Here is a 22,330-nt window from a genome sequence, read left to right as displayed (position 1 = left end):
TTTAGAAAAAGAGGAGGGTTCTTAAGATGGATTTTCAAAAAGAGTATCAGCAGAAACTTGTATCTGCAGATGAAGCTGTAAAAATTATCAAATCCGGCGATTGGGTAGATTATGGTTGGTGTACCGGCACTCCGGATGCTTTGGATAAAGCACTCGCAAAACGTACCGACGAATTAAAGGACGTAAAACTTCGTGGCGGTATTCTGTTAAAGCCTTTAGCTGTATTTGAACGTGAAGATGCAGGCGAGCATTTCTGCTGGAATTCATGGCATATGTCAGGAATCGAGCGTAAATATATCAGCCGTGGATTCGCTTATTATTCACCGATCCGTTATTCCGAGCTGCCACGTTACTACCGTGACTCCATTCAGCCGGATGACGTTGTTATGCTGATGGTAGCACCTATGGATAAGCACGGATACTTCAACTTCGGTCCAAATGCTTCCCATTTAACTGCAATGTGCGAGACTTCTAAAAAGATCATCGTAGAGGTAAATGAGAATATGCCTCGTTGTCTCGGCGGTTTTGAAAACGGAGTACATATCTCTGATGTTACTTACATTGTAGAAGGTGACAATCCTCCGATCGGTGAACTTGGTGGCGGCGGCCCTGCAACAGAAGTTGACAAAGCAGTGGCAAAATTAATCGTTGATGAGATTCCAAACGGTGCCTGCTTACAGCTTGGTATCGGTGGTATGCCAAACGCAGTAGGTTCTCTGATCGCAGAATCTGATTTAAAAGACCTTGGTGTTCATACTGAGATGTATGTAGACGCTTTTGTTGATATTGCAAAAGCCGGAAAGATCAACGGTTCTAAGAAAAATATCGACCGTTTCCGTCAGACCTATGGTTTTGGTGCAGGAACAAAGAAGATGTACGATTACTTAGACGAAAATCCGGAACTGATGAGTGCTCCTGTAAGCTATACAAATGACATCCGTTCTATCTCCGCACTGGACAACTTCATGTCTATCAACAATGCGGTGGATATCGACTTATTCGGACAGATCAGCTCTGAGTCCTCAGGTATCAAACATATCAGTGGTGCCGGCGGACAGTTAGACTTCGTACTTGGTGCTTACCTGTCAAATGGCGGTAAGAGCTTTATCTGCTGCTCTTCTACCTTTACTACAAAGGATGGAAAAATGCAGTCCCGTATTAAACCTACCCTGACACAGGGATCTATCGTTACCGATACACGTTCTAATACACACTATGTTGTTACAGAGTATGGTATCGTAAACTTAAAAGGTCTGTCTGCATGGGAAAGAGCAGAAGCACTGATCTCCATTGCACATCCTGATTTCAGAGATGAATTAATTGCAGAAGCTGAGAAGATGCACATCTGGAGACGCAGCAATAAATAAATTTCTATCCTATAGGATTTTATGATCGGATCTATAAACTAAAAAGACCACATACTTTCCATTTTGGAAAGTGTGTGGCCTTTTCTTATTTTGATCTCCACTATATTCTTAACTATAGCTTCCTACCATAACGTAGCCTTGACATTGCTCTGGCTCCTCCAAAGAGTCCGATCTTTCCACCTTTGGCATAAGGTGCTAACAGGTCGATCACTTTAATTCCGGTCTCTAATACCTCCACTGCCGGACTCTGTTCTTCAAAGCTCGGCGCATCCCGGTGGATACACCAGTGGGTTTCCTGCTCTAATGTTTCCCCTTTGTCAATGGTTTCGCCAAGAAGATTAAACAATCTTCCTAAAGTCTTTTCACCAACCGGAACTTCAATCCCGCTTCCGGTTGCAATAACCTCCATATCCTTTTGCAATCCCTCTCCGGATGCTAAAAGAATACATCTTACCACATGATTGCCGATATGCTGTGCCACCTCCATGACACAGCGTTTTCCATGATTATCTACTTCTAATGCGTCCCGTATAAAAGGCAGTTCGTTGTCTTCAAATTCCACATCATCAACAACATAGTCATCTTTCTTTGAAGTATCCGTGGTATCGACAAAAAATACCCCCTTGTGTTAGACTTAAATTGTCCAACACAAGGGGGAACTTCATGATTCTGACTAATCTTTCATATACTTATCCAATTGATGGGAAAAGTCCAGTACTTTCTGCAACATCTCTTTTGCATCCTTGGAGTTACTCTTATTATTATCCGTTATTTCTGACGCTGCCACACTACTTGCCGTAATCTCTCCGCTTACTGTAGATAATTGCATAATGCTTTCTACAATCATATTGTTAGATGTTTTCAATGCCTCTATTTTTTCATTGATATTGTTCATCTGCATTGTTAGCTGCTTCATGTTTTCATCTATTACGATAAAACCATCGGAGGCCTCTTCTATAAGTCCCGTCTGGCTTTCCGTTGCATCTAAAGATTTCCGTATAGCATCCGAAGCCTCATTGGAAAATTCATTCAATTCATCTACAATAGCCGTGATATTTTCTGTTGCATCTTTTGTCTGATCTGCTAACTGACGAATCTCATCTGCAACAACAGCAAATCCTTTTCCTGCTTCCCCGGCTCTGGCAGCCTCAATAGATGCATTTAGTGCCAAAAGATTTGTCTGACCGGAAATGCCTAAGATTAAATCTGTAATATTTCTAACATTTTTTGTCTTATCACTAAGCTTCTCCATAGCTGCAACAACTACTTCATTTGTTTTAGAAATGCTATTTGCCTGGATGTCAAGCTGCTTCATCACCTCTAAATTATGACTCACAGCTTTCATGGAATCTTCTGTCTTATCGACTGCCTCTTTTGTTGCTCCTGCTGCGCTCTCAATCGCATTCTGAATACTGTGTGTCATTTCTGTCTGATTCTGAATACTCTCTGCTGTACTTTGTGTTCCTATCGTAATATCACTGACACTATCGCTTATGCTTTCAGCTGATGAATATAAATGATCTAACAGATGATTTGCCTCTCTCGTCTGACTCTGAACACCTTTGACAATTTCAAGTATATCCTCCATCATCAGCTTCTGTATCTGCTCTTCATCCTGTACTGCTCCCACACTATCCCGGCTAAATCTCCATAACACTTTTGTGCTCTGATAAATTGCGAGTAATGTTACAAGAACCAGGCCCGATACCATTCTTTCCTCATTCATTGTGTTTGACGAATGAATAACTCCTGTTAATAGTAACATAAATCTTAATGCATCCACTACAGCAAGCAAGCAGCAGAACACCTTTGTACTTTTTGGCTGACTATACATCATCACAGTAACTAACAATGGCATTGGAATAAACATCATACAGTCATTCCCATTTTCAATGACCACGATCAGATACATAATCACAAATTGGATCATTCCCAGCCGGAACATTACTCCACTTTCCCTATCTTTAAGATAAGTAACGATAATCGCAAAAATTCCTATGATATCAATGACCAGGCCGCTCATTGCCAAAACCGAGTTACCAAAATCCTGAATACAGGCAACAAGATTCACAAGCATAGCAATTTCTGTTACCAAAAAGCCGATAAAAACAACTTTATTTGCTAACAGATTCTTTTGTTTCTCATCTTTATATTTTCTGCTATCACTTTGTTCTTTCAGTTCTTTGAACTTTGCTTCTCTGTCAGTAATTCTCATTGCACCTTTATCTCCTGCTTATATGTGGCACCTTACTATACTGAAAATCATAAAATAATCTAAAGCATTTCGTTTATAACCCCAAAGGGTAGAATATCTGTTGTTTTATGCTAATGCTGCGGTTATAATCGCCATGGAATATACCTCTGCTGCGTTACATCCTCTGGATAAATCGTTTACCGGTGCATTTAAACCTAATAAGATCGGTCCATATGCTTCAAAGTTACCAAGACGCTGTGCAATCTTGTAACCAATATTTCCTGCATTGATGTCCGGGAAAATAAAGGTATTGGCATGACCTGCAACCGGATCATTCGGGCATTTTGTACGAGCCACTCTTGGAGATACGGCTGCATCGAACTGTAACTCTCCTGCAATCGGAAGCTCCGGATATGCTTTCTTGGTCATCTCGGCTGCGTTACGCATCTTGTCTACGGTCTCGCCGGAACCGGAACCAAATGTAGAATAGCTTAAGAATGCAACTTCCGGCTCTAAACCAAAGATTCTTGCACAGTTTGCTGTCTCATGTGCGATCTCTACTAACTCTTCTTCATTTGGTGTAATGTTAATTGCACAGTCACCCATTGCTAACAGCTCGTTTTCACCGGTAGCTCTCGGACGTACTAAAATAAAGCAGGATGATACGATCTTGTTTTCCGGCTTTGTCTTGATCAACTGTAATGCCGGACGCACGGTATCTGCTGTTGAATAGGTTGCACCACCTAAGAGTGAATCTGCCACTCCCATTTTTACTAACATCGTTCCAAAATAGTTAGCATGTGACAGGGTCTGACGTGCCTGCTCTTTTGTAACACCTTTGCTTTTACGAAGCTCGCAGAATAAGTCTACCATCTCATCCATACGGTCAAATTTTTCAGGGTCAATGATCTCTGCTCCGCGGATATTAAATCCACTTTCCTCTGCCCCTTTATAAATCTCATCCTCATTTCCTATCAGGATCGGATGAAGAAAGTTACTTGCCAGTAAGCGGGAAGATGCCTCTAAGATACGAGGATCGGTTCCCTCTGTAAAGACGATCGTCTTCGGATTTTTCTTCAAAACACTAATTAATTCACCAAAACCATACATAAATTTTTTCTCCTCACTGTAATACTGTTTCCATTTCACAAACCCTCATTCATTCTATACTCTTTTTTAGGGCTTTGCAAGCATTGCACTTCATCTAATACAAACAGAGAGGGCAAATCTGCCCTCCCTGCTATTTGTGACTGTCTTTTCCATCCATTGCATCTACCCGAACGTTCGGTGGAAGATACTGGTAGACCTCCTGATAAGACTCCATCTCATTCTCATTGGAAGGTGTCCGGTGCATCAGTCCCGTACAATCCATTCCGGTTGCCGAATTCGCAAGATAGTCATAATCTTCAGTCTGATAAGTCTTTAATATTTCTTCTTCATCCTGTCTGTTTCCAACAGCACATTCTGTCTCTTTTCGTTTCGCCATTCTGTAGCCTTCCTTCTTTTTCGGATAGCATATGGAAAAACTGTTTTTTTATGCGGAAAAATTGATATGCTGACCCAAGAGCTGTTCCTGCGGTGTCTTCACATGATCACTCATGCTGTCATAAATGGTATCATTGATCTTTTTGAGCAATTCCTCCACACTGGAAGCGGTAACGGTAACGTAGTCTTCTTTTTCCTCCGCCTTTTTGCTCTTGTCATTTTTCAATTCCTGCTTTTCTTCCGTTTTCTTTTTGTCTGCCTTTTTCTCAGCTACTTTCTTCTCCTCTGCACGCGTTTTTGCGTTTTTGGCGATTCTCTCTTTCTGGGCAGCTAAGGATTTGTCTATCACGGCAAACAAAGATGCGGTTCCATTGTCATTGATCTTGATCCCATATCCTTTCACATGGGATGCATTACTTCCAAGTCCGTTTTTGATCTGTGCAAGCTGCGTCTGCGCTCCACTGATGATCCCTTCGTATTTTTTACGATAGGCTTCATCCTCTGCCATTTTCTCAATCTTATCCGTGTCGATCAGTACGACAGTGTGATTTGCATTCGCATACTGTGCTGCGTTTGCCTGTGCCTCTTCTTTTTTGTCAGCACTGACCAGAATAAAATCCATATTGGAAAATTTCTTTTTCAATTGCTCATAATACTTCTGAGCCTTTTCGCTCAACTGTGGATTTCCAATGGTCTTTCCATTCGTAACGGCTGACTTTTTCGTTGTCTGCTGCACGTTTTCCGTATATGCATTTGCTGCATAGTCAGATTGTGCCACTGTGTTTGTGTTCATATTGATTCCTCCCTGATCTTATGATTTGGTAAATCCTTTTACCTACTATTTATTTCGGCACAATATGTCTAAAAATTTATCGCTTTTATTTGCTTACTTTAAAATTCTTTACCTTACTCCATTTTCCGGCTACCTTTTTACCGGTAGAATCTTTCTTATAGGCTTTGACACGAACGTAATATTTTTTGCCCTTAGAAAGCTTTGAAATCGTCGTCGTTGTCTTACTTGAGGTCACGGTCTTTGCAGATTTCATGTTGGACTTTGTAGAATACTGGATCTGATATCCGTCTGCCCCGCTTACTTTTTTCACGGTAACCTTTATCTTTTTACCGGAAACATTCTGCACTTTTGAGATCACTGCCTGCTTTAAGCTGATCTTTTTCCACTTTGCATACAGTGTTTTTCCGGATTTGATCTTTGTATTAAAATCCCATGCTTTGGTCAGTTTGGAATCCGTATACCAGCCGGCGAAAGTATATTTACTCCGCTTTGGATTTGACGGTTTCTTAATGACCTTATTGTACTGCACATATTGTTTTGAAACACTGCTGCCGCCGTTGGACTTAAAGTTCACGGTATACACTCTTCCATCTACTGTTTTGCTTGTCTGGTCACTGTTCCAGTAAGTGTCTTTTACCGCAATTGCCTTAATGGTTGTTTTTTTCGATATCGTAAATGGTTTTTTATAACGATGACTCTTTGTATAGGAAGAGGACGCCGTCTGTCCATTTGTGGTATAGTAAATCTCTGTATTGGATGTGTTACTGCTAATCGTTACCTGCACACCATTTTTGACTGTCTTATAAGTGACCTTTGGTGTTGCTGTTTTTTTAGATGGTGTTGCACATTTTCCAATGCTGGTATTTCCTGCACCGGAATCTAAAGTACTTGCCGGAAGTTTTCCGTCAAACATGGATTGGATCTCATGTGTGCCATCTGATCTTATGACGGATTCGCTTCGGTTAAAGAAATTATAAATCATCTCATATCCGCTGTAACCATCCATGTCATCCCAGGTACAGTCTGTGTGATACCAGGAATCATTAATCTTTATCATGTTCCATGCATGATCCGTACTGAGAAGTGCTATGGTATCAATGCCTGCTCCATTCATCAGCATTTCAAATGCTTTTGTATAACCTGCGCATACGCTGTGGTCATCGCAGAATACACTATATGCACTCTGATGGAATGGATTTTCCGGATTTGTCAGATAATTATCATCATACTCCACTTTTTTTACTATGTAATCATGAGCAACTTTTGCTTTCTGCTCTGCACTTCCCGCTGCTGCAATTGCACTCTCGCAGGATGTGATCTGATTCTTCATTGCCTGTGTTGCCTTACTGCGCTCACTTCCACTCTGGAACTCCTGATAAAATGTCGGTAAAAGAATACTACTTGGCTCAATATACGCATATCCGCCATTGATAAAATAATACTGTGGATTGGAATAATTAAACATTAAAAAGATTTCCACTGCTCGCTCTAAAGATAGCGGAGCATAGCTAATTTCATAGTCCGGTATGATCATCCCACTGGTGCTAACCGCATCTTCTCCACTTATCAGATACAAACAACATACATAATCCAATTTATCCCAGAAGGCCTGCTCATCACTGTCTAAATTGTTGTAAATATAATTGGAGGAATACTTATCCCACTCTGTAAGATATATGGCAGAACCATATGTATGAATCCCCCCCGGTTAACCTGTTTTAACTGTCCTGCTTGTGCTTGGGATAATGCTGTTCCCTGTACAGATGCAAGTCCACCTGCTCTGTTCTTAAGAACTTCTTCTATCGAAATTCTCTGTTTGTCTGCTTCCTCTGTCTCTACCTCTAAAGCTTCTGACTTGTCCTGCTCTTTAAAAGCTTCTGTTTCTTTTTCTGTTTCCGGCTGCTCTGTGGTCTCGGTTACTTCGACAGTCCCTTGCTGCTCTATTGTCTCTGTTGCTTCAGCTGTCTTTTGTGTCTCTGTGGCCTCGGCTGTCTTTTGAGCCTTTGTTGACTCCGTTTCTTCTTCTGACTCTCTTTCGTTGTCTGCTTCTGTCAGTTCCGTCTCTTCTGTTGTTTCAGAGTCCTCTGCAATACCCAGTTCCTCCTGCTGGGAAACATTGCTCGTTTCCGTTGCCAGTACTGTCATCGGCAATGAAGTGGATGCCAGACTAACTGCCATAAATAACGCCAATACTTTCTTTTTCATCACATTTTCCTTTCTGTAAATAATTTTCCGATTGCTTTTTGTTACTGCATCCTATCTCGTATTTGTAAGATGTGCTTATAGTTTGAGTATAGCATGGTTTAGGGTGGCTTTCAATGGGAGGATGGAGAGGGATTGCCGTTACTATACCTTTTCCCTGCGTACTAACTTCAACAAATACTCTGTGGTACCCTCTTCGTATTCTTTTTCTCCGGTTTCGATAAATCCATGACAATTATAAAATGCACGGGCTCTTGTATTTTTTTCTAATGCCCATAAAAAATCCACATGCAGATTTTGAATGGCATATTTTATCAACACATCTCCTACACCGCCACTTTGAAAGCATGGCTCAACATATAATTTACCTATTTCCGTTCCCCGAATCTCCATAAAGCCTTTGATGATCCCGTTGTCTTCTGCTACAAATAGCGTGTCCATGATCTCTGTTTTTCCAAAATAATTTTCTATCAGTGATACTACCTGCAATTCTCCAAATGAAAAATCCTCCTGCTTAAATATCGGGAAATAGTTGATTCGATTATTGAAAACAAAGATTTCTGCAATACGCGATAGATCTTCTTTTGTTGCTTTTTTGATGTTCATTTTTTGTCCTCCGTTGGGGTGGTGGTGTTAGATAGGTTTTTGAGTTTTAACATCTTATATTCCAATGGTATTCGTTTCAAAAATAGACAGCCATCACTTTGACTGTCTACTCGCTAATAAAATATTTTGATTAAAGCATTACCTGTGCTTCTCAATAACCATTATTTTTCTGTTAATTTTTCGACTATTTTCATGACATCTGGCTGAGTAGGTGTAAATTTAACACCTCTCTTTAACATTCCCAGTACTTTTCTTGCCTTTTACTCAATTTCCTTTAAGATATGGTTCATTCATATCCTTAAAAAAGGAATCTTTTATAATATAAAATCCTGTTCTCTTCATATATACCTCCCCTTTTACAGAAAAATCCTCCACCTATACCGTGGAGGATAATACTTACAACCCAACCATTTATATACCGCATATTGGTCAGCGGTAAACTTACAACCCGACCATTTATATACCACCTATCGGTCAGTGGTAAACTTTTTCTATAAAAAGAGTAACAAATTTTATCTCGTAAGTCAATAGATCTAAAATATCTTTGATTGAATTTTGAAAAAGTATTTACTATTATAGTATGCTTAACTCCTTGAAATATTCCTCTTTACCTTTCCTTTTTGAACACGCTTTAGTATCTAAGAAAACATTTTTATCTCATTTTCGTAAATCTCATTAAAAAACCTTATGTCATATTAAAGTGCTTAAATGCATCTCTAATAGCCGCTTCCCTTTCAGGTGTACACTGTGGCTCCTTTACCTTATCATTTTTCTTCCAGTTGTTTCCAATACGTTCTTTACAAGACCACACTTATCTTTAATCTGTGCAATGTACAATAATGACACTTTAAATCCATATTTTTCAAGAGTGTAAGCCTTAATTTTCTGATAAGTTACCTTTTCCTCTGGTGTGTAATTACTCTCTTCATCAGGCTTCATTGTTATCTCAATTTGCAGCGTATTTTTTAAGGGACAACAGCACCACCGTCTCATCTGTACTCTCGTTGTCCCAATCCACGCCTAATACATTTCTGCCATTCATATATATAGGAAATTTAAACTGGAAACCTTTTAATATTCTGCCATCCTTTTGCTCTTCCTCATAGATAAATACATCAGACAGGAAGCTCTTCAAAAATGTCTTCTTTTCCAGATCTGTAAATTTATCATACAGCTTATCAAAGAATAAAAGGAACTGGTAAACATTATCTTCTGAGATTTTGTCCTGCCTGATATTATATAGTCTTGTTTCGACTTCTTCCATGGCATTCTCAATATCAGTGATTTCATCATATAGCTTGTCCAAACGTTCCTGCATGTCATTATATTTTTTGTCATAATTCTTATCGGATACAGATAAATGATCCATCTGGTCAGCAAGCCTGTTTTTCGCCCCGGTTGTCTGGTTCAGTCTGTCTTTTAATCCATCATATTCCCGATCAAGCTCCGAAGTATCAATGCTGCTTCCTATCTGCTTACGGATTTCCTGCTCAAACTTTGGATTCTTCACAAATTTACGAATTATCTCCTCTACTGCCGCATTTATCCTGTCTTCATTCCACTGTCTTTTATATGTACAGCGGTGTCCGTCCACAAGCTTCCTGTGTTTGCAGGCATAATAAAAATAATCTTTATAATAGCTTCCATCCGGATGCTTCTTGCGGTTTACATTGCCATACATACCGCTTCCACAGACAGGACACTTAATAATTCCGGATAAAATATGCTCATGTTCAAGGCTGTGCGTTTTTACCTGTAAAACACCTGTCTCCTGACGCTTTCTGTGTGCCTGATTCCACATTTCTTCTGATATGATTGCCTCATGGATTCCATCACTTAACAAGTAATCCTTTTGTTTTACGATATGATATTCATTCCTTGTTCCCGGAATCTTCTCATTTTTTCTTCTGCCAAATGCAAGCTTGCCACAATATATCGGATTGTCCAGCACACCCTTGACGAATGATGTAGAAAAACCTTCGATTGTGTTATTCTGGCGAAGCTTTTTCTTATAACCACTGTTATTTAAAAATGCAGCTATCGCAGCCATTCCCATCGTTGTATTGACGAATTTATCATATATGATACGGATAATCTCTGCCTCATCCTCTGCAATGATAAGCTCACCATTTACCAGCTGATAGCCATATGGTGCAAATCCGCCGTTCCATCTGCCTTCTCTCGCTTTCTGTCGGCGGCCTTCCATTGTCTGGACAAGGATATTCTCACGCTCTATCTCTGCTACCGCAGATAACACAGATATCATAAGCTTTCCAGCATCCTTGGAACTGTCAATCCCATCCTCTACACAGATAAGATTAACCCCATAATCCTGCATTTTCTGCAATGATGATAAAACATCTGCGGCATTTCTTCCAAATCGTGACAGCTTAAATACCAGCACATAATCAACATTGTCTTTGCCGTTTTCTATATCCGATAACATCTGTTTAAACTGTGGTCTGCCTTCCACACTCTTACCCGATTTACCCTCATCCGAATATTCCCCGACGATAGACATTTCCTGATACTCTGCGTATTTTCTAAGCTTGTCCTTCTGTGCATCAAGACTGTAACCATCTACCTGCATGGAAGTGGAAACTCTTGTATATATGTAACATTTCTGCTGTTTTTTCATCAGATGTTATCTCCTTTTTACTTCCTTGGAAACCTCTTTAATGCTTTCAAGATATGCTTTTTCGACTGGTGTTAAAGTAATCTCCTGATATTTTCTGTATTCTGACTTTGCTTTCTCCAATGCCTGTTTATGACTTACAGAACCGGAACCAGTTAAAAGCTTTCTGTTTCCTGATGACAACACACTATCCAATTGCTTTACATAATCATCCATATACATAGGTTTATGTTCAATTGCATTAATTTCTGCCAAATCAAAATAACCAGAAACAAGATTGTTTAATACTTTGAGTTCATTTTCTTCAAGATAATTCTTTGCAATTCCTATATCCTTTAATGCTGGTAATTCACCTGAAAATGAAGTAAGTCCCATAAATGGCTTTTCTGCATCTGCCCGCTGATATATAACCTCTGCCGCAGTATGACCATGTGCTGCATAGTGAAGTTTATTCTGAACAATTTTAAAGAATATAACAGACTCTTCGCTATGAGGATTGTAATCTACACTCGTAGCATATAAATCAAGAACCTGACGATACAAGACCTTTTCTGAAGATCTTATATCCCTGATTCTGTCAAGTAACTCTTTCCAGTAATTTCCTCCACCATTTCCTTTCAAACGCTCGTCATCTATCGTAAATCCCTTAATCATATATTCTTTTAACCGCTTTGTTGACCACTGCCTGAATCTTGTTGCAATCACTGATTTAATACGGTATCCAAGAGATATTATCATATCAAGATTATAATGAGGAATCTGCCTTGTCACCTCACGATTTCCTTCTTTTCGAACCTGTCGGAAATTCCGACAGGTTGAAATTTCGTCTAATTCACCCTCCTCATAAATATGCTTAATATGTTCTACTACATTTGTTCGAGAAGTTTGGAATAACTCTGACATCTGCTGTTGTGTCAGCCACACTGTATCATCTTCTATTTTAACTTCTATATTTGTCTGTCCATCATCAGTCTGATATATAAGTATTTCCCCATATTCATCGGTTCCAATTTTATCTGCCATAAGCACCTCTCCAATCCATTACTTCTTAGTTATGAAATGTGAACACATGTGTTCACTATTGTCCCAACTAAATCTTATCATCATTCCAACCTCTGTTCAACCAAAACTTTTTCCATTATACAGTGCAAAATAAAAGAGACTCCACTCGCCATGAATGAAGTCCCGTAATATATGTATACATCCCGTAGCATATTATCTACAGGATGCCAGCTGCCTATGCAGCCTTTTTGTCCAGAAGCTGTTTTACCCCACCTAAGTAATAACAGAACCGGTCAAATTGTTTCTGCCTGCTTACTTTCTCGTCATCAATTGAATCCTTGGAATTACCATTCTCCCATTTGTTTACAGCCGGTGTTGTCACGCCTAATCTGTTTGCCATCTCCTCCTGCGTCATACCAGTTTCTTTTCTATATTTTTTATAACAACGCCTATATCCATTTGCTTCATCTCCTATAAAATTCAAAAGCTTTTGTATACTCAGCATATCAGATTCATATAGATTGCACAATTGAGTAGTGTTCAATTTCCATTCAATTTAATTAACCAATAAGAAATGTTGTATGATTAATCTGCTGTCTTGGCTGCTTTGATATTTCTTAGGTTGACGGCTAGATACGCATTAGAGATGTCTCCATCCAAATGCTGTTCTAGCAAGGGATTTTTCCCTTGAACCCATCATTTATGATATATGGTGGCGCTTTTTGCCCCCATTTTATCATTTTGGTGGCGCTTTCCGCCCCCACTTTACGATTTTGACGGCGCTTTTTGCCACCACTTTTTAAGTTCTGATTTCATTGTAATCTTGTTTAGATTCCAGATTTCAAAAAACGGGGGCGCAAAATGGAGTCACTTTTGAATACCGGGGGCGCTTTTCGCCCCCAAATAGTGAAAGTGGGGGCACTTTCTTCCCCCACTCAGGATATGTTGCTAAAATACTGTTTAGATTTATCATACATACAAACTGGAATTTATCTATTAATTCTCTTAACTTTCCCCTATTTTCAAGGATTCCCGCCATTGAAAATTCTATATATGTATCCTTTTCCCTTGTTTTTGCCCTTATGGGATAATTACAAGGGAAAATTCATTATTCAGTTGTTTAATCGTTGCCTGCCACTTTATCAAGAAGTCTTGCGGAAGTCCGCTTTGCTTCCCTTGTAGCATGGGCATAGACATTCATGGTGGTACTCACGTCTGAGTGTCCTAACAGTTCCTGCACATCCTTAGGCTGAGCCCCGTTGGATAAGAGGTTTGTCGTGTAGGTATGCCTCAGTGTGTGGAAATGGAAACCTTCAAGCTCCGGTACTTTTCTTCCTGCTGTCCGGCAGGCTGTTTCTATGGTTGCCGGAAGTTCCAGACAACCATCCTCCCTTAAGCATACAAAGAAGATTTCGGTGTAATCTTCCGGCACATTCTCTGTCATTCCCAAATGATAATACTCGTAATGCACCCGATTCTTTTCCATTACTTCTCTGTAAAAATTCCGCTGGTAGAGTTCCCCATACTGAAAACGGTTTTTGTGCTGTTCCTTTTTTGCATTCCTCAAAATATCTGCGAGGGTATCGCCAAAGTCAACAACCCTGATCTTTTTCCACTTTGTCGGACCGATTTCGTGCTTATGGGTAGCACCATTGTAGCGGATGCTCCTGCGTACAGTGAGATACTGTTCTTCAAGGTTGATATCCTGCCATGTCAGACCTGCTACCTCTCCAAGTCTGAGACCTGTAAAGTATGCTATCTGAACCGGAAGAATCGCATCCCCACTTCGTTTTCCAAGCTGTTCAATCAGTTTCCGGTACATTTCAAAGGAAAGCGGTTTAACCTTGTCTCTGTCTGTGGCTGTTTCATCCGCAAACAAATCCGTTTCTTCCTTTTTATGCCTCATCACCACATACTGCATTGGATTGAAGGTAATAAACTGTTTCGGAAATACCGCAAACCGGAATGACTGTTGCAATACTGCTGAAAATGACCTTACATAATCAATGGAATATCCTTTTGATATAAAATCTCCCACAGTGCCTCCAAATGAGAGCAAATCCATAAACTCCTGCAGGTGTACCGAAGTCACCGTTTTCAGTTTCCTTTTGCTGATAGGGTGTTGTTTGATTCTCCCAATTGTCTGAAGATAATTGCCAACCGTTCCATTACTCAATGTGCCTGTCTTTAATTCTTCCTCAGCCCACAGGTCAAGCAACTCTCCGAGTGTGATGTTTTCAGCCTTTGCAACAAACCGCTTGGCTTCATAATCCTCCATTGCCTGCCTCAACAGCTTTTCCGTTTCGCTTTTGTTTTCCGTACCTGCAAATTCCTTCTGCACCAGATTACCGCTTGCATCTTCCACATAGAAGCGGTAGTACCATTTCTTGCCTTTCTTTCTTACAGAACCTTTTGCCATAATCGTTACTCCTTTCGATATCGACAATCGGAACTGATGAAATGCTTTCTGCGTGTAAGTATATCATAACTCCGGTTGTCTAATCTATACCGGTTCGGAGTCTTTCTCTGAAAGAAGATTTGCAAGCCTTACGGCTGCCGTTTCGGGATTCTTGGAATAGAGCCTTACAATGTCGCCCATGTCGTTCAGTGCGTTTACCGTATGGGTGATTTCCCTAAGGAACATAATCTCATTATATTCCTGATTGGATTCAAACCCCATTACTTTTGCAATTGTGGCATCTTCCGTATTCCCTTTAAAATTCTTACAGGCATATTGAAAGGAATCAACGAATAATTCGTATTCCTTCAACATCAGCAGCAGTAAATCTTTGGAAAAATCCGCTTCGTCTGCCTTCATATCATAAGGCAGTTTGGAGAGAATGGAAGTCATGGTATCACGAATCTGTAATTCCCTTTTATCCGTAACATCACTTGTCATTTCTTCCGTCTCGCCCTTCAGCCACTCCACTGATACATGAAGTGCTTCCGACAGACCATCCAGAACAAGCTTCTTGGTGTTGTCAATCGTTCCTGCCTCATACCGCTGTATGGTGGAAGCGGTAACTCCCATCTTTTCTGCTATATAAGGCTGGTTGACACCTAATTCCAGTCTGCGTTGTTTTGCCCTGCTACCGATTAACTTGCGTAATTCTTTATCTTTCATTCTGATACGCCTCCTTTTTCGGTATGGCTAAAGTATAACACAGTAAAAGTAGCATTGCAATATGCAAGTTAATAATTGCTTTTAAAATTTCGTAACGCTTGACAAGAAGATATAAAAGTTATATAGTAGGCATAGTCACAAAATTGCATTATGCAATTCAAGAGGAGGTGTTTTAATGACAGAAGTGAAGATTGCACTGTCCATTGAGGAAGCTGCCGACTATACGGGTATCGGCAGAAATACCCTGCGGAAACTGGTAGAATGGAAAAAGCTTCCGGTATTGAAGGTAGGACGGAAAGTCCTTATCAAAACGGATATGCTTGAAAAGTTCATGACCGCCAATGAAGGCAGGGACTTAAGGGACAAAGGAAATGTCAGAGCTGTCACAAGAAATGTGACAAATTAAATAGGGACAGTCCTAAGACCATCCCTAAGGTATGTATCTGACCGAAGCCATGATATACCTACACGCAAATAGATTATACCATGTGCTTCCTCTAAGATACAACCGGAAATTTAAGAAGTGGGGAAGAAACTTTTTTATACAAGCCCTCGGCGTTTGAGAGCGAAATACACCCCTCGCACAAATCTTACGATTTGTACTCTGTGTATTTCGCCCTGCTGGGAGCTTTCGCCGACAGGCGGATATGTTCGTAGACAGGCTACCTATGTAGCCTACTCACTTTCACATTAGAAAGTTTCCCATCCTCATTTCTTGCAGCTTCGTACTTGGCAGATACGGAAAGGAGGAAGCACATGCCAAGAAATTCATTTATTCAGATGACGAAGCTCCACAATGTCCGGGGAAGAATTTATTATATTTCAAGCCCAAAGAAGCAGGAAAATCTGTATGCGGTATATGAAACCACAGACCGTAATTTTTGGACTGACCTTGCAAAATATAATCAGGCAGAATTTAAAAAAAGCGGTACGGAGGGGAAATGTATTGAGGCAAGGGAATTGATCATAGCCCTGCCGGAATCTTTTACGGAGTATCCTCCAGACAGACTGTTGCAGATATTTACAGACCATTTCAGACAGACTTACGGAACGGACTGTATCGCAGCCCTGCATCACAATAAGCGGAAAACCAACTATCACATCCATCTCATTTTTTCGGAGCGTACACTCTTGGAACAGCCCATAGAAAAGGTTGCCACCCGCAATATGTTCTATGACGAAAAGGGAAATCATGTACGCACCAAGAAAGAGATACTTGATGAAGAAGGAAATATCCGTAAAAGATGTAAGGTGATTCACAAAGGTGAGGTATACGAAAGACAGATTTTCTCCATTAAGGATAAACACTTCAAGGCTGAAAATTTCCTTGATACCGTCAAGCAGGATTATACCAATCTTATCAATCAGTATGTGTGGGATAAAAGCCAGCGGTTAGAAGTTTTTGAGCGTGGCGGTATGTATCTTGCCACCAAAAAGATTGGTAAGAACAATCCGAAAGCCACCGAGATTGAGGCAGACAACAGTAAACGCACCTTGTGGAATCAGACTGTTGACAGAGCGATTGTAACGGGTGTTTCCAAGTCAGAAATCATGCAGATAAAAAAGGAACGGATAACGGACAAGATTGTGGAATCCGTATGGCTTTACGGAAACAGACCGAATCTGTTATCTTCCATTATCGGTACTGCCATTGCAGTATTAGAACTGTTAATCTCCAAAGTATTTCTCAAAACTCTGGAGCTTGCAGATAAAGTAATTTCCAAAGAGCTTGAAGCAAGACCGGAGAACACAGATTTCAAAGAGCAGAAAGCTGTACCAGAAGAAAGCAGAAAGCAGACAGATACACCAAAGCCTGCCATACCGCCAAGACCACAGCCATCACCGGAAGCAGTTTCTTACAAGCACTTATGCGAAATTTATCAAAAGCTGCAAGAACAGAATAAAGCAATTTTTGCACTCGAGAAACAGCGAAGTGACCTTGAAATTGAACTGTCCGACAGCAAAGGTATCTTCAAAGCAAAAAGGCGTTCCGAACTTTCAACAGAGATAGCCGGATTGGAGGAACGTATTTCCCGAATGAAAGCCCGATTATCCCATATCGTAAAGGAATACGGGTATCAGAATGCGGAAGCCTTCTACAAAGCATTTCATAAGTCAGAGACAGCTTATGGGGATTATCAGGACAGCCTTAAGAATTGGAAACAACGGTATGGAGAAAAGCCGCAGTCTCTACACGATAGGCTTATATCTAAGAAACAGGACATAAAGGAGCGAGAGTTAACAAGACCATATTCTCCACCAAACCGTGGAAGGAGTAGATAACAAACGAAGGGAGGCAATTGCCTCCCTTCGTTTGTTATCTCTCCGTAAAAGACTGGAATTTCACCCTCTCGCATAAAGATACAAATTATTTTTTTATTTCCTTATCATATATCTTTTTTGAGTATACCACAGTTACAATTGTTGCTAATAATAAATAAATCAACATAAAGATTGTGCCAGTCATCCCACTTGTAAATACGGTTGTAATGATAGTCAATAACCCCGTAATAATAATACATATTGCACCAAAGCGGTTACTCTTTCTCCATGTATTATCATTGTGCATACTCCAAACGGTTCGAACTCCCACTACTGCATTTCGTTTTGCCTTTGTCATAAAATTTCCTAATACAATAAATATAATACCACACAAAATACATGAAACTTTTGCAATGTCAATAACCGCATGTTCACCACCTGCATTTGCCTGTATCCAAGAAGAATAAAGAATAAAATAATGCATAATCCCGAACATGATTGCTTGCGAAATTCCTACAACACATAATACCTTTGCAGAAGATTTTGTTTCCATCTGTTCCTTTTCTGTATTTGCATTTTTTGATTTTTTCTCAAACACATAGATTAGCAAGTGCCAAAACAGTGTAATAAACAAAATAATTACCGGAAAAATAAAGCTTTCTGTTTTACTTCCCCATCTGTCAGTGTTTCCCTCCAAGTCATGATGCATAGGTATAATATCAGGCATAAACTGTAGTACAACACTTGTAACTACAACTGGTATCATTGCTACTATCCACATTATTTTTTTCATACTTTTTTTCCTCCAAACTGGTTAACCCATATAATTAATTCATCGAAAACCGTAGTGTTGATTTCATAATAAACAAAGTTTTTCTCTTTATATTCAGATATCAAGTCTGCGTTTTTAAGTAATTTTAAATGATAAGAAAGAGCAGCCGGTGTAATCTGTAATTTTTCAGCAATCTCTCCGGCATTTAATCGTTCATTTCTCAACATAATAAGAATGTCTCTTCGCTGGCTATCTGCCAATACTTTAAAAATGTTAGTTTCTCCCATATCTTTTACCTATTTAAAACTTTCTTTAAATAGATTTTAGCATGCTATTTGTTTTTGTGCAAGAACTATTTAAAAATAATTTTAAATAGAGGGGATACACTGAAAAATCAATGTGTCCTCTCTATTTACCTTAAGGCAAAATTCAAACATCTAGAAACTTAAGATTCCTGCCTCTTATTATGGAATAACCGTACGTTCTATATATTTTTCTGGAATTTTTAGTACTAGACCTCTATCATGATATTATATTAGCAAAATCACCACGTATCTAAACGATCCTCTGCATCAACCCATACTTGCATTTCTCCATCCAAGTATAATCTTGCATATTCTAATGGATTATCAATAGCCAAAGCATTCAACGAACACTGGGAGCCGGGAGTAGTTCTCAATCCTTCCTCTGCCTTATTGCAATCAATTCTAAGCACTACATTTTCAAACGTGGTTACATCTATGCTATTACATTGCGGATTATATCTTGCATAAATCAATCTCATATCTTATCTGTCCTTTCCTTAATTTTCTAAAAGTTTTGAAAGCATTTCAATCCGTTCTTCCTGCCATTTTCATTTCATGTTATAATTTGTTACTGGATTTTCTTTCCCTTAATTTTGCCCTTGTGAGCATTCGTAACATGAGGGAAAAGGATATAACACAAGGGAAAGCGTAAGGGCAAACTCACTCGCTACAAATTTAGCATTTTCAAGGGGTTGCGGACTTCACGAGGATAAGATATAACAGTTAATAAATGTTATGAATTAAGTCAAATCAAAACTGGAATTTGGCTATTTCGTTGCAACAATACTTATCCAATGATTTTTTGCATTTGAATACGTTTTGATCTCTGTAAAACCCGCCTCTTTCAAAGCAGCAACAAGTTGTTTAGATGTGTAAATCTTCATACCATTGATCATCTTTGTCCATTTTTCATCTGCGGCATTCGTTCCGTCACTCTCGTTACAAATCAGGAATATGCCTTCGCTTTTCAGCACACGGTTGACCTCGGAAAAGCATTTTACTAATCCTGGCCAAAAGTAAACTGTTTCGAAGGCAGAAACATAATCAAAAGTCGCGTCAGAAAAGGGTATAGCAGATACATCTCCTTGAACTACATTACATTTCCCTTGTTTAATGGCGAGGGCGTTCAATTTCTGAGATTCTGCCACACTAACCTCAGAATAATCCATTCCTGTCACGTGGCCATTTCTACATCTATCAAGCCAGACCGCAATATTTGCTCCGCCGCCACAGCCGACGTCCAGAACTTCAGCATCAGACTTCGCGGAGATATTTGAGAATCCCCATTGCGATAATTTGGCGTGACCGCTGTTCATCATCTTCGTCATCAATTTTCCGCCGAAGCCTTGTGGCTTACGGGTATTTTCAAAAAATCTCATTACAGAATTCCTCCTCCACAAATACCGGTTTTCTTAATTCGACAAACCGGTATTGCTCAATCGTTTTTCTCCGTTAGGAGAATATAGAATCCATAAATAAAAAGAACAAGGAATAAAACCGTAGGAATCAATAATCCATTTTCTAAAATACTTACAATCATTCTTCCAGGTGGCGTTACCCATGCAGTTGCTGGATTTTGCATTGCCGCTATTATCATTCCTACAATACCAACAACACCACTTAATGTTAAAAAACCACCTTTTATATTTCTACTCATAATCATTACCTCCTCGTTAAATTCCGATTTTACGCTTTCTTAATCGGATGTCTAATTACAGTTTTCCATTTCTCTGGGGCAGCCTTTCTTGCATCAGACATATAAATCTCGTGGTGCAATCTATCTTTGTTAATATCATTAACATACCCATTTTGTTCTAAATAAGCATCCATAAGAGCAACAGTTGCTGGCTCATTATCAAAAGAACCTATATGCATAATTTGAACACATAATCCTTCATCAATCGTAAGATACTCTGCTGACGAACAATCGAGTTTCTTCTTTTTCGTTGCTGTTTCTACCGCCCAGTTAAAATCAGCTTTAGAAATGAAATCAGGCAAACGAATAACAGAAATCCAGTTGAAAGCAGATTTATTTGTATAATCTACACCAACGACATCATCCTGCCACCAAAAACCTTCCAATGGCGGAACAACATATTCAAAAAAGCCTTCAATTTTATAATCGGTCTTGTAACTCATTTTTAATGTGTATGCAACAGCATATAGAATACTGATTGCGTGTTGATATGCCCCACCTTCTTCATTTGGATTGCCTTTTCCTCTAACTGCAATATAATTTGCCTTAGGTACATTTACAATCTCTGGTTTATTCTTAGGCATATAAAATTCTTTAAATTCTTTCTTAAAATCAAAAGCCATAATAATCTCCAAAATTTCAATTTTAACATCAGACGTGTGGTTTTACATTCACGTATAAAGACTCTTTCACATGCTTTGTTCGTCCTTTTCAAATATCAGAATCTTCTGCGTAACCTTTTTTGCAATCGGTAATAATGCCAAAAGTCTGTATGCAGATGAAAATAACTCCATGCCACGAAGAATATTATCATCTTTTATTTTATGATACCCTGTTGTCATATTCCCAAGGTCTTCAAAATGATCTGCACCGAAGACAAATTTTGAGCCTGTTTGCTGTATGGATTTTTCTATTCCTTCTTTCTTTACCCATGCCTTTGCCAGACACTCCATAAGAATACAGGCATTATCAAAGTTGTCCTTTATTATTTTTAATATCTTACCGTTTTCTTCTGCTGTCAGATACATTGATAATCCTTCAATGATAAAAAGCATTTTCCCCCTCACTTTTACTTCTTTTGACCATGCAGGGTCAAGTGCAGAAATTCCTATCGTAGAAACACGTCCTGATTCCTCGAAAATCTGATTGCGGATTGCTATCGTTTCTGGCAGATCCAGATTGTACCAGGTGATTTTACCATTATCCATGCGATAAAATCTCGTATCCAGACCACAGGCAATATTGACCACCGTACAATAAGGATTTTTCTCTATAAAATTCTTTACTAATTCATCAAAAACTACCGTTCTGGCAATTACCCCTTTCCCCATCGTAGAATCCCTAGCCGCTGTAGAAAAATCATAATCAATTTTGTCGACTAATTCTACCGCCTTTGCATCATAGAATTTATTATGTTTACTTTTGGAATATTGGGCTCTGGCATAAAAGCTCTGGAGCATTGTCTCAGCACTGCCACTGATAGTAGGTTTTATTCTTTCACTCATACATTTACCTTTTTTGCAATATAATTAGTTTCAGCTAACTTGATCGTAACACATTTTATGAAAATAAACAATTCAAATTGACGTGTCTGTCCTCAATCATTTTGTCCGCTCTCAACTGAGCCAGATGCAACTGAACAAAACATAATTCCACACGAATCAAAATTGGTCTACTGGATCAATTATTGATATGCAAGGCAAAAGAAAGACAGAAAGCTCATATTTACTCTCTGTCCCTTCTTACTGTTTTTCTTCTTAATTCAATATGATGTCACCTTTGGGACAGTCCCCATAAACTTCTTAAACTGGAAGTTATAAACATCTTTGCAAATATACCATATCTATTAACTGTACACCACACTCATAAATTGGGTGGTCATAATTG

General features: G+C 39.2%; 22 protein-coding genes and 2 pseudogenes. 3 read left to right on the top strand and 21 right to left on the bottom strand.

Going from position 1 to position 22,330, the window contains the following annotated elements; all coding sequences use genetic code 11:
• Positions 1-26: 26 nt before the first annotated feature.
• Positions 27-1,367: a butyryl-CoA:acetate CoA-transferase gene (locus WMO43_RS13515; RefSeq protein ID WP_353531536.1), complete on the top strand. Its 1,341-nt coding sequence runs from the start codon at positions 27-29 to the stop codon at positions 1,365-1,367.
• A 151-nt stretch (positions 1,368-1,518) separates the two neighbouring features.
• On the opposite strand, the pseudogene WMO43_RS13510 reads toward WMO43_RS13515, so the two are convergent.
• From WMO43_RS13510 to WMO43_RS13445, 14 genes and pseudogenes are all read right to left on the bottom strand, one after another.
• A pseudogene (locus WMO43_RS13510) lies at positions 1,519-1,929 on the bottom strand (F0F1 ATP synthase subunit beta); the annotation flags it as partial.
• A 111-nt stretch (positions 1,930-2,040) separates the two neighbouring features.
• Complete coding sequence (locus WMO43_RS13505; RefSeq protein WP_353531535.1) at positions 2,041-3,582, bottom strand: methyl-accepting chemotaxis protein; 1,542 nt, start codon at positions 3,580-3,582, stop codon at positions 2,041-2,043.
• A 105-nt stretch (positions 3,583-3,687) separates the two neighbouring features.
• Positions 3,688-4,671, bottom strand: a complete 984-nt coding sequence (gene pta / locus WMO43_RS13500) for a phosphate acetyltransferase (protein ID WP_177963498.1) — start codon at positions 4,669-4,671, stop codon at positions 3,688-3,690.
• 130 nt (positions 4,672-4,801) lie between these two features.
• Complete coding sequence (locus tag WMO43_RS13495; protein ID WP_353531534.1) at positions 4,802-5,047, bottom strand: hypothetical protein; 246 nt, start codon at positions 5,045-5,047, stop codon at positions 4,802-4,804.
• 48 nt (positions 5,048-5,095) lie between these two features.
• A complete protein-coding gene (locus tag WMO43_RS13490) occupies positions 5,096-5,839 on the bottom strand; it encodes a DUF6033 family protein (RefSeq protein WP_353531533.1) in 744 nt (247 codons plus the stop codon).
• Positions 5,840-5,924: 85 nt separating this feature from the next.
• Complete coding sequence (locus tag WMO43_RS13485) at positions 5,925-7,433, bottom strand: InlB B-repeat-containing protein (protein ID WP_353531532.1); 1,509 nt, start codon at positions 7,431-7,433, stop codon at positions 5,925-5,927.
• A gap of 29 nt (positions 7,434-7,462) precedes the next feature.
• Complete coding sequence (locus WMO43_RS13480) at positions 7,463-8,044, bottom strand: hypothetical protein (protein WP_353531531.1); 582 nt, start codon at positions 8,042-8,044, stop codon at positions 7,463-7,465.
• 141 nt (positions 8,045-8,185) lie between these two features.
• Complete coding sequence (locus WMO43_RS13475) at positions 8,186-8,647, bottom strand: GNAT family N-acetyltransferase (RefSeq protein ID WP_353531530.1); 462 nt, start codon at positions 8,645-8,647, stop codon at positions 8,186-8,188.
• 756 nt (positions 8,648-9,403) lie between these two features.
• Positions 9,404-9,586 carry a hypothetical protein gene (locus tag WMO43_RS13470; protein ID WP_353531529.1) on the bottom strand — a complete coding sequence of 61 codons (183 nt, stop codon included), beginning with the start codon at positions 9,584-9,586 and terminating at the stop codon, positions 9,404-9,406.
• 7 nt (positions 9,587-9,593) lie between these two features.
• Positions 9,594-11,285 (bottom strand): recombinase family protein, encoded by a 1,692-nt coding sequence (locus WMO43_RS13465; protein ID WP_434784192.1) that lies wholly within the window; start codon positions 11,283-11,285, stop codon positions 9,594-9,596.
• 6 nt (positions 11,286-11,291) lie between these two features.
• On the bottom strand, positions 11,292-12,305 hold the full coding sequence (locus WMO43_RS13460) for a virulence RhuM family protein (RefSeq protein ID WP_353531528.1): 1,014 nt from the start codon (positions 12,303-12,305) through the stop codon (positions 11,292-11,294).
• Between the two features lie 304 nt (positions 12,306-12,609).
• A pseudogene (locus WMO43_RS13455) lies at positions 12,610-12,743 on the bottom strand (helix-turn-helix domain-containing protein); the annotation flags it as partial.
• 661 nt (positions 12,744-13,404) lie between these two features.
• Positions 13,405-14,703 (bottom strand): tyrosine-type recombinase/integrase, encoded by a 1,299-nt coding sequence (locus tag WMO43_RS13450; RefSeq protein WP_012744117.1) that lies wholly within the window; start codon positions 14,701-14,703, stop codon positions 13,405-13,407.
• 84 nt (positions 14,704-14,787) lie between these two features.
• Positions 14,788-15,408 carry a helix-turn-helix domain-containing protein gene (locus WMO43_RS13445; RefSeq protein WP_005604344.1) on the bottom strand — a complete coding sequence of 207 codons (621 nt, stop codon included), beginning with the start codon at positions 15,406-15,408 and terminating at the stop codon, positions 14,788-14,790.
• 175 nt (positions 15,409-15,583) lie between these two features.
• Here WMO43_RS13445 and WMO43_RS13440 point away from each other — a divergent pair, with 175 nt between their 5' ends.
• Positions 15,584-15,814 (top strand): helix-turn-helix domain-containing protein, encoded by a 231-nt coding sequence (locus WMO43_RS13440; protein ID WP_005604346.1) that lies wholly within the window; start codon positions 15,584-15,586, stop codon positions 15,812-15,814.
• A 350-nt stretch (positions 15,815-16,164) separates the two neighbouring features.
• Positions 16,165-17,691 (top strand): MobA/MobL family protein, encoded by a 1,527-nt coding sequence (locus WMO43_RS13435; protein WP_105309368.1) that lies wholly within the window; start codon positions 16,165-16,167, stop codon positions 17,689-17,691.
• A gap of 85 nt (positions 17,692-17,776) precedes the next feature.
• Here WMO43_RS13435 and WMO43_RS13430 read toward each other — a convergent pair whose 3' ends face one another.
• The 7 genes from WMO43_RS13430 to WMO43_RS13400 form a co-directional block, all read right to left on the bottom strand.
• Entirely contained in the window at positions 17,777-18,463 is a 687-nt protein-coding gene (locus WMO43_RS13430; RefSeq protein WP_105309369.1) for an SdpI family protein, read from the bottom strand.
• Positions 18,460-18,729, bottom strand: coding sequence for an autorepressor SdpR family transcription factor (locus tag WMO43_RS13425; RefSeq protein WP_005604351.1), 270 nt, complete (start codon positions 18,727-18,729; stop codon positions 18,460-18,462). The genes WMO43_RS13430 and WMO43_RS13425 overlap by 4 nt, the downstream gene beginning before the upstream one ends.
• A 257-nt stretch (positions 18,730-18,986) precedes the next feature.
• Positions 18,987-19,226, bottom strand: a complete 240-nt coding sequence (locus WMO43_RS13420) for a DUF6061 family protein (protein ID WP_005604353.1) — start codon at positions 19,224-19,226, stop codon at positions 18,987-18,989.
• Positions 19,227-19,514: 288 nt separating this feature from the next.
• Positions 19,515-20,126 (bottom strand): class I SAM-dependent methyltransferase, encoded by a 612-nt coding sequence (locus WMO43_RS13415; RefSeq protein WP_008704955.1) that lies wholly within the window; start codon positions 20,124-20,126, stop codon positions 19,515-19,517.
• A 56-nt stretch (positions 20,127-20,182) separates the two neighbouring features.
• A complete protein-coding gene (locus WMO43_RS13410; protein WP_353531527.1) occupies positions 20,183-20,404 on the bottom strand; it encodes a peptidase M50 in 222 nt (73 codons plus the stop codon).
• Between the two features lie 29 nt (positions 20,405-20,433).
• Complete coding sequence (locus WMO43_RS13405; RefSeq protein WP_117822039.1) at positions 20,434-21,066, bottom strand: GyrI-like domain-containing protein; 633 nt, start codon at positions 21,064-21,066, stop codon at positions 20,434-20,436.
• Between the two features lie 66 nt (positions 21,067-21,132).
• Positions 21,133-21,948 carry a class I SAM-dependent methyltransferase gene (locus WMO43_RS13400; RefSeq protein ID WP_353531526.1) on the bottom strand — a complete coding sequence of 272 codons (816 nt, stop codon included), beginning with the start codon at positions 21,946-21,948 and terminating at the stop codon, positions 21,133-21,135.
• Positions 21,949-22,330 lie beyond the last annotated feature (382 nt).

It is taken from the genome of Maccoyibacter intestinihominis (assembly GCF_040096355.1).
Classification (GTDB): Bacteria; Bacillota; Clostridia; order Lachnospirales; family Lachnospiraceae; genus Maccoyibacter; species Maccoyibacter intestinihominis.
Note: the sequence above shows the minus strand (reverse complement) of the source record. Positions and strands in the feature narration are given on the sequence as shown.

Excerpts from the sequence above, each read along its gene's own strand:
- WMO43_RS13440 (WP_005604346.1), top strand. The coding sequence starts at position 15,584 with ATGACAGAAGTGAAGATTGCACTGTCCATTGAGGAAGCTGCCGACTAT.
- WMO43_RS13410 (WP_353531527.1), bottom strand. The coding sequence starts at position 20,404 with ATGAGTAGAAATATAAAAGGTGGTTTTTTAACATTAAGTGGTGTTGTT.
- WMO43_RS13425 (WP_005604351.1), bottom strand. The coding sequence starts at position 18,729 with ATGGGAGAAACTAACATTTTTAAAGTATTGGCAGATAGCCAGCGAAGA.
- WMO43_RS13460 (WP_353531528.1), bottom strand. The coding sequence starts at position 12,305 with ATGGCAGATAAAATTGGAACCGATGAATATGGGGAAATACTTATATAT.
- WMO43_RS13400 (WP_353531526.1), bottom strand. The coding sequence starts at position 21,948 with ATGAGTGAAAGAATAAAACCTACTATCAGTGGCAGTGCTGAGACAATG.
- WMO43_RS13490 (WP_353531533.1), bottom strand. The coding sequence starts at position 5,839 with ATGAACACAAACACAGTGGCACAATCTGACTATGCAGCAAATGCATAT.
- WMO43_RS13480 (WP_353531531.1), bottom strand. The coding sequence starts at position 8,044 with ATGAAAAAGAAAGTATTGGCGTTATTTATGGCAGTTAGTCTGGCATCC.
- WMO43_RS13505 (WP_353531535.1), bottom strand. The coding sequence starts at position 3,582 with ATGAGAATTACTGACAGAGAAGCAAAGTTCAAAGAACTGAAAGAACAA.
- WMO43_RS13465 (WP_434784192.1), bottom strand. The coding sequence starts at position 11,285 with ATGAAAAAACAGCAGAAATGTTACATATATACAAGAGTTTCCACTTCC.
- WMO43_RS13405 (WP_117822039.1), bottom strand. The coding sequence starts at position 21,066 with ATGGCTTTTGATTTTAAGAAAGAATTTAAAGAATTTTATATGCCTAAG.
- WMO43_RS13450 (WP_012744117.1), bottom strand. The coding sequence starts at position 14,703 with ATGGCAAAAGGTTCTGTAAGAAAGAAAGGCAAGAAATGGTACTACCGC.
- WMO43_RS13430 (WP_105309369.1), bottom strand. The coding sequence starts at position 18,463 with ATGAAAAAAATAATGTGGATAGTAGCAATGATACCAGTTGTAGTTACA.
- WMO43_RS13420 (WP_005604353.1), bottom strand. The coding sequence starts at position 19,226 with ATGAGATTGATTTATGCAAGATATAATCCGCAATGTAATAGCATAGAT.
- WMO43_RS13445 (WP_005604344.1), bottom strand. The coding sequence starts at position 15,408 with ATGAAAGATAAAGAATTACGCAAGTTAATCGGTAGCAGGGCAAAACAA.
- WMO43_RS13495 (WP_353531534.1), bottom strand. The coding sequence starts at position 5,047 with ATGGCGAAACGAAAAGAGACAGAATGTGCTGTTGGAAACAGACAGGAT.
- WMO43_RS13415 (WP_008704955.1), bottom strand. The coding sequence starts at position 20,126 with ATGAGATTTTTTGAAAATACCCGTAAGCCACAAGGCTTCGGCGGAAAA.
- WMO43_RS13435 (WP_105309368.1), top strand. The coding sequence starts at position 16,165 with ATGCCAAGAAATTCATTTATTCAGATGACGAAGCTCCACAATGTCCGG.
- WMO43_RS13475 (WP_353531530.1), bottom strand. The coding sequence starts at position 8,647 with ATGAACATCAAAAAAGCAACAAAAGAAGATCTATCGCGTATTGCAGAA.
- pta (WP_177963498.1), bottom strand. The coding sequence starts at position 4,671 with ATGTATGGTTTTGGTGAATTAATTAGTGTTTTGAAGAAAAATCCGAAG.
- WMO43_RS13470 (WP_353531529.1), bottom strand. The coding sequence starts at position 9,586 with ATGAAGCCTGATGAAGAGAGTAATTACACACCAGAGGAAAAGGTAACT.
- WMO43_RS13515 (WP_353531536.1), top strand. The coding sequence starts at position 27 with ATGGATTTTCAAAAAGAGTATCAGCAGAAACTTGTATCTGCAGATGAA.